Source organism: Cupriavidus sp. CuC1 (genome assembly GCF_044627735.1).
Classification (GTDB): domain Bacteria; phylum Pseudomonadota; class Gammaproteobacteria; order Burkholderiales; family Burkholderiaceae; genus Cupriavidus; species Cupriavidus ulmosensis.
This window is the reverse complement of the sequence record NZ_JBIUHC010000108.1, coordinates 25,474-35,226: the sequence shown is the minus strand read 5'-3', so window position 1 is coordinate 35,226 and position 9,753 is coordinate 25,474. Positions and strand designations below refer to the sequence as shown.

Sequence of the window (9,753 nt, the reverse complement as noted above, 5' to 3'; positions counted from 1 at the left end):
ACCGAAGACTGCGTGCTCTACGTGCCACCGGGCACGTTCACCGGGCACGAGGCTCTCGACAAATTCGCCGGAGATCTTCGCGCAACGCACCCGCATTTCGCCTATACGCCGGTCGGCGAACCTCAGGCGCTTCACAATGCCGGTCGCCTGGCCTGGGGCTCCGGACCGCGCGGCGAGGCATCCGACTATACGGGCTTGGATGTGATCATCGTTCGCGACGGGAAGATTGCGGCGCTCTATGTCTTCCTCGATTCCATGCCCTCATAGCCGCGTGGCACGCGGACGGAAGACGTACGGCAGTTCAATTGACTGAACGACCACTTTGTTCCGGCAACGCAACAGCCAAAGGCCGCTGCAGGCTGCCCTTGAGCAGGGTAATCAGGGAACGGCAGTGACAGGTCGGCCAAAGCCGACCGCCACCCTTTCCTCACCTGACTCATGGCGGCCAGAAAGGGCACCATGGACTGTCAGAATATTCTGCTACACGACGAGACGCCCCTGGCTCTCGGCAACGGTGATGGTCAACTCCATTCCGGCACCAAATCCGAGATAGTCCGCCTCCATCCCGTCGGAGAAGATGACTTGCCCTTCTCCGGCAGACATCTATTTGGAGAACATCATGAGCAAGAAGCTCGAAGTCGAAGTCGCTGCGCCTGACGCGTTCTCGAGGCGACGCACCATACTAAAGGCTGCAGTCGACTTGGGCATGCTGGGTCTGGGTGCGAGCCTGATTGAATTGCCTGAAGCGCACGCGGCGTCGGCTGGTTTTGTGTTGCCGCCTGCTTCGGACGCAGTGACACCATTCCGAGTTAGCGTTCCTCAGGATGTTATTGACGACCTCAAGCGCCGCTTGAAGTACACGCGGTGGCCGGAGCGGGAAACCGTCGGTGATTGGACGCAGGGCGTTCCCCTCGAAAAGGCTCGGACATTGATCGCCTATTGGCGCGACAAGTACGACTGGCGTCGGTTCGAGGCTCGTGTCAACGCCTTCCCGCAATATCGCACGCGGATAGACGGACTCGGCATCCATTTCATTCACGTGCGCTCGCCTCACCCGCATGCGCTGCCGATCATTCTCACACATGGATGGCCAGGATCGTTCGTGGAGTTCATGGAGATCATCGGGCCGCTCAGCGATCCCACGCGTTTCGGTGGGCGCGCGGAAGACGCGTTCCATGTCGTCGTGCCGTCGCTCCCGGGCTTCGCGTTTTCGGATAAGCCGACCGAGACCGGCTGGGATGTCAATCGGATCGCCCGCGCCTGGGCAACGCTGATGCAGCGCCTCGGCTACGACCGCTGGGTCGCCCAAGGTGGCGATTGGGGTTCGGGAGTGACGCACGCCTTGGCTCACCAGCGGCCTCAGGGCCTGATTGCGGCCCACGTGAACTGGCAATTCGTTTTCCCGGAGAAGCTGCTGGACAATCCTACGCCTGCTGAACGCAAGGCGATGGACCGGGCGGCATGGTTTGCGAACGATCAGAGTGGCTATTTTCGCGAGCACGCGACACGCCCGCAGACGATCGGCTATCCTCTTGCAGATTCGGCTGCGGGCCAAGCGCTGTGGATTTATGAGAAGTTTCAGGCGTGGACCGACAATCACGGCAATCCCGAAGATACGCTGAGCATCGACGCAATGCTCGATAACATCAGCCTCTATTGGTTCACCAACACGGCCGCATCGTCTGCACGCATATACTGGGAAAACACCCGCGGCGGCTTTGGAGGCCCCCCTTCCAGAGGGCGGATCGAACTGCCAATGGCGGCGTCGGTTTTCCCGCACGAGATCTTCTGCCCACCGAAAGCCTGGGCCGAGGCGCTCTGGCCGAACCTCTTTTATTGGAATGAACTCGACAAGGGCGGGCATTTCGCTGCGTTCGAGCAACCAGCGCTCTTCACCGATGAGCTGCGAAAGGCCTTCAGGTCACGGCGCACTTAACGATTTAAGTACGGCCTGCGTACGCTACGCTTCACTGACCCTCCATCGCGAGAAACCGTCCAATTACAAATGAAATGACATGTATCACGGAAACCAGTGTTGCCATAGGTCGGCAGCAGTTTGCTCGCCTTGTGCCGCGTAGCGTCTCCAAAAACCGAGGGCGATTTCAGGTTGCGTAACGGGGCGAGCGCCGGCTTAACCTTGGAAGCGGTCGTTGCAGTGGCTCGAATCTGAACGGCGATTCAGGGTCGATGAGAGACGATCAGTCATCCAGTGCCTGTGGCGCTTGAGGATGAGCTGGCACGGATACTACATTTTCCTAACGGATCAATATCTTTCAGCGGCGCATATGCCGTATAAGGCATATCTCGACCGAAGGCCGCGTTTTGAGGCTCGGCCGGAATTCGTGAAATTTTCGCAAAATATGGAGGACACTGCCCCTCCCGAACGGCACAGGCGAGCGCCCAACGCCATCGCCCGCGACAAGAGAAAATGGAGGTCAGAGACGAGAATCTTCCTTGTCCCGCCTGCACGTCCCATGTACCGTGGAAGCGAGCTTTTTAGCAGGTACCACAAGGCGCGTCCGCATCCGGTATCCGTGCAGGCGGCCGCGCGCCCGCGAAGGCCCGCAAACAGGAGCTGCCATGATCGAAATCCTGGAAGGCTTCCCCGCCAACGTCGTCGCGGTGCGTGCGTCCGACGAAGTCACACGAGATGATTACGAGCGGGTTCTGATTCCTGCCGTGGACGCCGCGATGAAGGGGCACGACAAGATTCGCGTCTACTATGAGCTCGGGCCCCGTTTCACGCGGATGTCCGCGGGTGCGGCATGGGATGACCTGAAACTTGGGGTTGCCCATTACTGGCATTGGGAAGCCGTAGCCGTGGTGACGGATCATGACTGGATCCGCCGCGCTATCGATGTCTTCCGCTTCGTGGTGCCGGCCCACATCAGAACTTTCCCGGACGACCAGGCGGCCGAGGCGCGGGACTGGATCGTGAGCTCTCTCGACAAGCCCACGACTCGCCCGAGCTGACCAGGCCGCGACGGCAAATCAGGCCGCACGGGCGCGCCGAGGCGTATGAAGGACTGACACTGGGCGATTATGCTAAGCGATGGGTGTCCACAGGTCTGGATCTAGCAGCAAAGGGGGCAACGTGTCAGAAGATCTCAATCAGGAGAAGCTGCGCCAGCTCGCTGCCACCGTAGCCACCCAGATCGCCGAAGAGGACCGGTCCGCTGTCCTCGCATTAATGCGTCAGCTCTTAGTGATCCGCGACAGCGCACTGCCCCGGTATGAACAGGCGCGCGCGGCTTACCGAGCGACTGCGCAAAGTGGCGGAGCCTGGGCTCTCGCGAAGATGGCGGCTGGGGCTCTCAAGGAATACGCCTGGGACAGCCGTAGCACGTCCACTCGGCTTGGGCTTTCAGGTCTCGCCATCGTCGCGGCCGCGTTCGCCCGTCGAGGCTTAGGAATTGCGGCGGTGGGGGCGTTATTTGGCGTCCCCCTCTGGATCGTGTTCGGCGCCGGCGGCCAGTTCCCTGACCTACTGATTGAGGAACTCTCTAAGTTGGAAAAACCAAACAGCAGGGACGACGCGCAATAAACAAGATCCTGCATATCGCTGCCCTGGTTCTTATCAGTACCGCTGTCGAGATTCACGTAACTCTGAACTTTGTTCGCTCAACTCTGAACTCTAGCGGCGCACGTAGGCCACCCAGGTTCCTGCCGGCCCCCGACCGAAGGCAGAGATCGGCCAGTTGCAGACGCTCGGCAGCGCACGCGCTTGGACACTCGAATGACCGCTCCGCCGCGCCAAGGGGCCTTCGATAGGTCGACCGCGTTGGACTGGGTTTTCTTCTACGCTTGCGGCGACAGATTGTCGCGGCGACGAGTGCTTATTGAGTTCAATGCGTTCCCAACTTGTCAAACCTGGCCGAATAGTGGTCGTGTTGTAGGAATCAAAAATTAGCCGGGCTACGCGCGCTTTTGCTGAACTGGTAATCCGGAATTTGCTGGATCTGGCGTGCTGCGCAGGGGCAAGGTAAGAACTGGCTAGTTCGGGGTCATGCCGGGATGAAGTCGGAAATGACTCCTAAGGCCAGCTCGTGTCAGGGCTGCAGAAAAATGTTCCTGCAGCGCCTGGACGTGGGCATCCTTGGCGTGAGCTGCGCCGCAGCGGTAGTGATCGAGGGCGTCGCGCGCGTGCCATTGTTTTTGCTCGAGAGAGCACCGGTGGACTTCGTTCTCGGCCAGCCGCTCCTTGAGGTCGGCCTTGCCGCTCGGCCGTGTGGCGCGCGACCGACCGTTTCTTGCTGCAGCGTCTCGCTCCTGCTGCAGGGCTCTCTCGACGCCGCTGCATATGCCTACCTAATTTCTCGGCGTCACGGTGCGCGGCGGCCAGCTCCGTGTGCTGGCGCTCCAGGCTGATCGGTGCTGCGCGATCAGAAGAGACGGTGGCTTACTGAAACTTCAACTATTATCCTGCTACCTTTTGCGGAAGCAAGCGTAGGCAACGCAACAGAGATATAACAACTGCTCGAGCAGGCGAGGAATAAGCGGCGTAGCATCTTCGCCCCCCAGAGGGATGCGATGCAAAGCAGCATAGACATTGGCGGGAAACACCGCGACCAACAGGATCATCATGCATATTGCGGCTGCGCGCCGCGTTTGGGGGGATAAGGATGCCTACTGCCCCGGCGAGCTCCGCCATGCCTGTCAGGGTGACCCAAAATGACGGGTCCCCAAAAAAAGGGGGGCACCATCCGCATAAGGTCTTCGCGGTACCCGACGAAATGGGCGCTAGCCGTGATCGTGAAGAGGGCCGCCACCCCCCGACGTAATGATGGTGCAAAGCTCAACTGGCCTACCAGCCGAGTGAATAAGGTGACGCCAATGAGCGCGATGAGGGGAGCCATTTCCAAGGATCTCGAGTGATGTTGACGCCGTAAACTAGACTCCAATGTTGTCAGTGTCAACAGACTGATGCACAATGGCTCCATGACCAATTCCACTACGCATCATCACGACGATCTCCGCACTGCGATCATCGAGGAGGCAATAACAATTGCGGAGGACGAAGGTTTCTCCACCCTCTCGATCCGTGCTATCGCCCGCCGTTTGGGTGTGTCGCACGCGGCGCCGGCGCGACATTTCGCGAGCCGCGCCGAGTTGCTAGCGGGGGTCGCTGCTGCTGCCTATTCGCTTTTTGCCGACGAACTGGAGAAAGGCGGCCAGGGAAAGCTATCGGGCTGCGCTCGCTTGTCAGCATTGGGGAGCGCTTACGTCAGCTTTGCGCTTCGACGCCCAGCGCTTTTTCGCCTGATGTTCAACCCGGAAGTGACGGAGCTTGCCGCCACGTCCCTCAAGGATCTCCGGATTGCGGCTGATCGCGCCTACGGAATCCTGTCGTCTGCAGTTCGCTGTACGTTAGGAAGCGAAGCGTCCGAAGAAGCGATCCGTAACGCGACGCTTCGTGCATGGTCCGGTGCGCACGGTGCTGCAATGCTGTGGCTCGATGGCCCACTTCGAGCGATGGGCAAACGCAATTTCATGTGCTGGGCCGAGGTGTCAATGGCGCAACTCAGTCATTCCATCGCAGACTGCATGACGGCCTCCTCCTGAAGGCTGATTTCGTTAGCGGGCCAGCTACCTAACCTCTTGCCGTGTGCTTCCCTTCTTCGGCCCAAACGGAGAAAACGCACAGGCGTCGGCGATGGGCACACGTTTCGTTGGATGGCGTGACAATACATAAACGTAATGTCGTACCGCATGATCCCACGTTCATTGCCCGCACTTATCCAATTTGCATTTCAGACTTTGGGAATGGAATAGATCGCCAGCCGCGACTGCCCGCCAGCGGCTGATAGTCCAGGCAGTAAAGGGATCGGCCGCGCTGCGGTGCTGTGTCCAACGCGTGCCGCACGTCGCGCACTCATGCTTCCTCGTCTGGCACAGCGCTCCCGTGCCGATCCAATATGAGCGCAGGTCACCGAGCGGGCGCAGGGCTCCGTGCCCTTCGGCGCAGCGCGTATCCCAGAGCAGATTTTCGCAACGCTTGCATTGCCGTCGCCAAGGTTCTGCTGGCAGGCGGGGCAATGCCAAATCCCACCCAGGGCGGGCGCAGGCGTTGTCGTCCGGAGTCTCGGCCATCTGAGGGACCGTACGAACACGGGAGCGCGTGCGATACAGTGCTGCCCAGAATAGCGCCCTGTGCGCACTGGTGCCGTGTTGTATTGCCCACGTTCTGCAACGTTCTGCGTGATGATGCATGGGGAGGCCGAACTCGGCGGCAGAGGCAAAGCAGATCAGTTGCACGATTGGCGCTTCGGCTTCCATCCGCGACTCGAACAATGCAATAAGTTGTCCGCGATAGTTTTCGGCGCTTCCTGATGCGCGTGCAAGTGCGATTTTGTGCGCGTGCCGACTCATGGCCCGTACTTCCTTCCTGAGATCCCTCATTGCTGGCAGTATGTGTGTAGATGTCTCCTCTTGAACTGGCGTTGCGCATGCACGACGCCGATTGCTCATAATCTGCTCCATATATTGGCATTGCGCGAGCAGTGTCATCGCAACCGCTCAAAATCAAAGCGTCGTCGCCGGTCTGCTTACATTCACCGCCAAGCTGACTTACCGAGGCTTGATAGCTACTGAGCGGTATAACCACCATCAACGATAAGGCTCGCTCCTACCATGAAGCCCGCCTCGTCCGAGGCCAAGAATAGAATTGGCGCAACGACCTCTTCGGTTTTTTCGCTTCGCCGAATTGGATGCAGCTTCACCCACTTAGGTAACTGTCCGACCGACATGCCTACATTGACTGTCGATGTTCCGATGAACCCAGGGCAGATCGCGTTGATGCGTATGCCCCTCGATGCGTACTCGATTCCCAACGACCGAGTCATGTTTACAACGCCCGCCTTTGATGCCGCGTACGCTGCGTGCCGACTAAACCCCACGTGGCCGTAGATCGAGGCCACATTGACGATAGCTCCTCGCCCTGCATTTAGCATGGGTCTGATCGCTTCCTGACACATATAAAACGATCCGTCCAGATTTACCGACAGCGTGCGGCGCCAACTCTCTGGGGTGAGTTCTTCACTGTCCTCCAACACGCCCGTGCCGGCGGAGTTGACCAATATATCAACGGACCCGAATCTGTCGATCGCTGCTGCAACCGCTCGTTTGGCACTCTCGGGTTCGGAAACGTCGACTTCCACGAAAGAGTAGTTGTCTGAATGCTCGCGCGTCAGCGCTGGCCGTCTGATGTCGGCGCAAACTACACAGGCTCCCTCTTGGAGGAAGGCCGCAACTGTGGCGGCCCCTATCCCAGCGGCCCCGCCGGTGACAATCGCCACCTTTCCGGCAAAGCGGAGGCCATTTCCGCGTATCGCCCTAAGTTCCACGCCTTAGCTCCGTTTCAATAGCCGCCTCACGAGCTCCCGGCCACGTTTGACCAGACGTATGACGATCATTAGAACTCTTGGTCCATCGCGTTCCCATAGTCAAAGGATAATATCCACAGGATCGCCGAGGATGCCATGGGCTTGCAGTTCCGCGAGCATAGCCCGGACGCCGACAACATGGATCGCAGGTATAAACCCAGCGGCCTTTTGTTGGCTGCGCAACAAGGCATCGATAACGAAGGCGCTCATGGCCCCTGTGCCCAGATAGCCCACTGCAACGCCAGGCAGACCAACCGAGCGCGCTACGGTTTGGGCCCGCCCATGGCATGTAATCCAACCGCGATGCAGATCCAGGTCTTCACGTTGCGGGTTCTCGCTCGAGGCCATCTCTGTGGCCCACTGGTCCATCACCACCTGCTGCTCTTCTCGGGACTTATCCGCAAAATTGTGTGCAAATTCCTGGCCACGGCGTATGATCTGCTTGATCAGGGTGTTGTTGCGAAAGGCGACCAATGTCATGCAACTGTGCACGCGCTCGTGGCCCTCGTACCACACAGCCTCACCACCACCACTCCAGGGCAAGGCGAGCTGAACCTCATGGACTCCCGGCACGGCAATCTGAATACCTTCCATCGGCCATGCCTCGCGCTGATTACCCTTGAGGAAATATTGAGGCTTACAGGCGGTTTGAAGATAGGACTGCATTGACGCCGCAGACGGAACGCCTGTCAACGTGTACGCGATGTCCAGAGAATCAATGCCGGATTTCTCTAGCACCAACTCCGCCGCAAGCATGCCGAAGTTCCACAGGGCGGCCGTTGCTGGTAGCAGGCACAGGTCACTGTCCGCGAATCTTTGCGCATACTCGTTCTTAAGCCGGAACATCCAATCCTGTTCGCCAGCGCAATCCACGTAATGGCAACGGGCGGCGAGCGCGGCATCAACAACAGGCTTTCCTAGCTGCATGTAAGGTCCCACGAGGTTGTACACAACCGTCATGCCATCCAGGAGTTTTTTTAAGGCCGCCACGTTATGCTCCACGGCCACCACTTCATATCGTGCACCGTTTAGTTCGGGCATCGACTTCAACTGGATTTCCAGTCGTTGCTTGTTGCGGCCGGCGGCAATGAACGGAATGCCGCGTTGTGAGAGCTTCCACGCGAGGTGCTTTCCAGTGTATCCGCTCGCTCCATAGATAACGACCTTCGGCGTAGTCATAACTGGACTCCTTTGTTCCCGCCCTGTCGGCTTACTCGGGTACCGTTAAGCATGAATCAGCCGATCTTCGCCACTCATGAAAATGCAGTCTTTTTGTTTGCGATGCCTGGGGTACCCATGCCAACGATTCCGATCATAAATTCGTCACTGAGGTAATGAATGCGTCGCTGAAGAAAGCCGTCTCCGGCAGGCCATGCTCGCGCGTAAAGGTAGCCCGCGCCGCATCCACCATCAGCGGATTGCCGCAGGCATAGACCTCCACGTCTCTCATATTCGGGAAGTCGCGCGCGACCGCTTCATGCACGAAGCCGCTGTGCCCGCCCCAGTCCGCATCCGGCTCGGACAGAATCGGCACAAAACGCAGGCGCTCCGAACCTGCCTGCCAAGTCTCGGCTTCCTCGAAAGCGTAGAGATCCGCAAGCTGGCGACCTCCCCAATAGAGCGTTGCTCCCCTCTTGTGAAGGGCCTGGCCGTGCGTCTTCATCAACGACGCGATGGGGGCATAGCCAGTGCCCGAAGCCAACAGGATCACCGGCTTGTCGGTCTCGGACAGGACGAACGCTCCGAACGGCCCTTCCACCCGCAGCATGTCGCGGGGCTTCAGCGTCTGGTAGACATGCGTCGAGAACCGCCCCTTGGGAAGCGCCCGCACGTGCCACTCGATGATCCCGCTGCCATCCGGCGTATTGGCCATGGAATAGCTGCGGCGGGTTCCGTCGCGCAGCACCACATCGCAGTACTGCCCTGCCTTGAAGTCAAAGCCAACAGCGGGCGGCACCTGCAGCCGCACCACGGTCACGTCATGGCTGACGCGCTCGGCCAAGAGCACGCGGGCCCCGGCCTGGATCACGCGCCTGCCTGGCACCGCCGAGACCTCCGGCGCCTCGATCACCAACTCGCCTTCGGGCCGGGCCATGCAGGTCAGGCAGTGCCCGTCTGGCACGCCTTCCGGCACAAAACCGTCCGGGTAGGAAACTGACCCGCTCCTGACCGGCGCGCAGCAGGCGTGGCATTCGCCTCGCCGGCAACTGTGCTTCGGAAAGTAGCCTGCGGCCAGGGCCGTCTCCAGCACGGTCTCCCCCGGTGCGCAGTCGAGCGTGACCCCGACCGGCGCGAAGGTGATGCGGTGTACGGCATGGATCGGGGCTGTCGCCACACCGTGATGCTCGAGGGTCTGATCCTGCGACATAGG

Annotated in this window: 8 protein-coding genes; 5 read left to right on the top strand and 3 right to left on the bottom strand. The window is 59.7% G+C overall.

Translation table 11 applies throughout. The features are described 5' to 3' along the window. From ACGLHR_RS35030 to ACGLHR_RS35010, 5 genes are all read left to right on the top strand, one after another. Positions 1 to 267: nuclear transport factor 2 family protein (locus ACGLHR_RS35030; protein ID WP_400099666.1), on the top strand; the 267-nt coding region annotated here is incomplete at its 5' end. A gap of 352 nt (positions 268 to 619) precedes the next feature. Continuing rightward, a complete protein-coding gene (locus ACGLHR_RS35025; protein ID WP_400099664.1) occupies positions 620 to 1,936 on the top strand; it encodes an epoxide hydrolase family protein in 1,317 nt (438 codons plus the stop codon). 644 nt (positions 1,937 to 2,580) lie between these two features. After that, positions 2,581 to 2,973, top strand: coding sequence for an STAS/SEC14 domain-containing protein (locus ACGLHR_RS35020; RefSeq protein ID WP_400099662.1), 393 nt, complete (start codon positions 2,581 to 2,583; stop codon positions 2,971 to 2,973). Between the two features lie 121 nt (positions 2,974 to 3,094). Next, the gene (locus ACGLHR_RS35015; RefSeq protein ID WP_400099660.1) at positions 3,095 to 3,544 is read left to right on the top strand and encodes a hypothetical protein; all 450 of its coding nucleotides are present in this window, start codon (positions 3,095 to 3,097) and stop codon (positions 3,542 to 3,544) included. A gap of 1,394 nt (positions 3,545 to 4,938) precedes the next feature. Next, positions 4,939 to 5,562 (top strand): WHG domain-containing protein, encoded by a 624-nt coding sequence (locus tag ACGLHR_RS35010; protein ID WP_400099658.1) that lies wholly within the window; start codon positions 4,939 to 4,941, stop codon positions 5,560 to 5,562. 1,022 nt (positions 5,563 to 6,584) lie between these two features. Here the strand turns inward: ACGLHR_RS35010 and ACGLHR_RS35005 are convergent. The 3 genes from ACGLHR_RS35005 to ACGLHR_RS34995 form a co-directional block, all read right to left on the bottom strand. After that, complete coding sequence (locus tag ACGLHR_RS35005; protein ID WP_400099657.1) at positions 6,585 to 7,295, bottom strand: SDR family NAD(P)-dependent oxidoreductase; 711 nt, start codon at positions 7,293 to 7,295, stop codon at positions 6,585 to 6,587. 147 nt (positions 7,296 to 7,442) lie between these two features. After that, the gene (locus tag ACGLHR_RS35000; protein WP_400099655.1) at positions 7,443 to 8,561 is read right to left on the bottom strand and encodes a DUF5938 domain-containing protein; all 1,119 of its coding nucleotides are present in this window, start codon (positions 8,559 to 8,561) and stop codon (positions 7,443 to 7,445) included. Between the two features lie 133 nt (positions 8,562 to 8,694). After that, positions 8,695 to 9,750 (bottom strand): FAD-binding oxidoreductase, encoded by a 1,056-nt coding sequence (locus tag ACGLHR_RS34995; protein WP_400099653.1) that lies wholly within the window; start codon positions 9,748 to 9,750, stop codon positions 8,695 to 8,697. Positions 9,751 to 9,753: the final 3 nt, after the last annotated feature.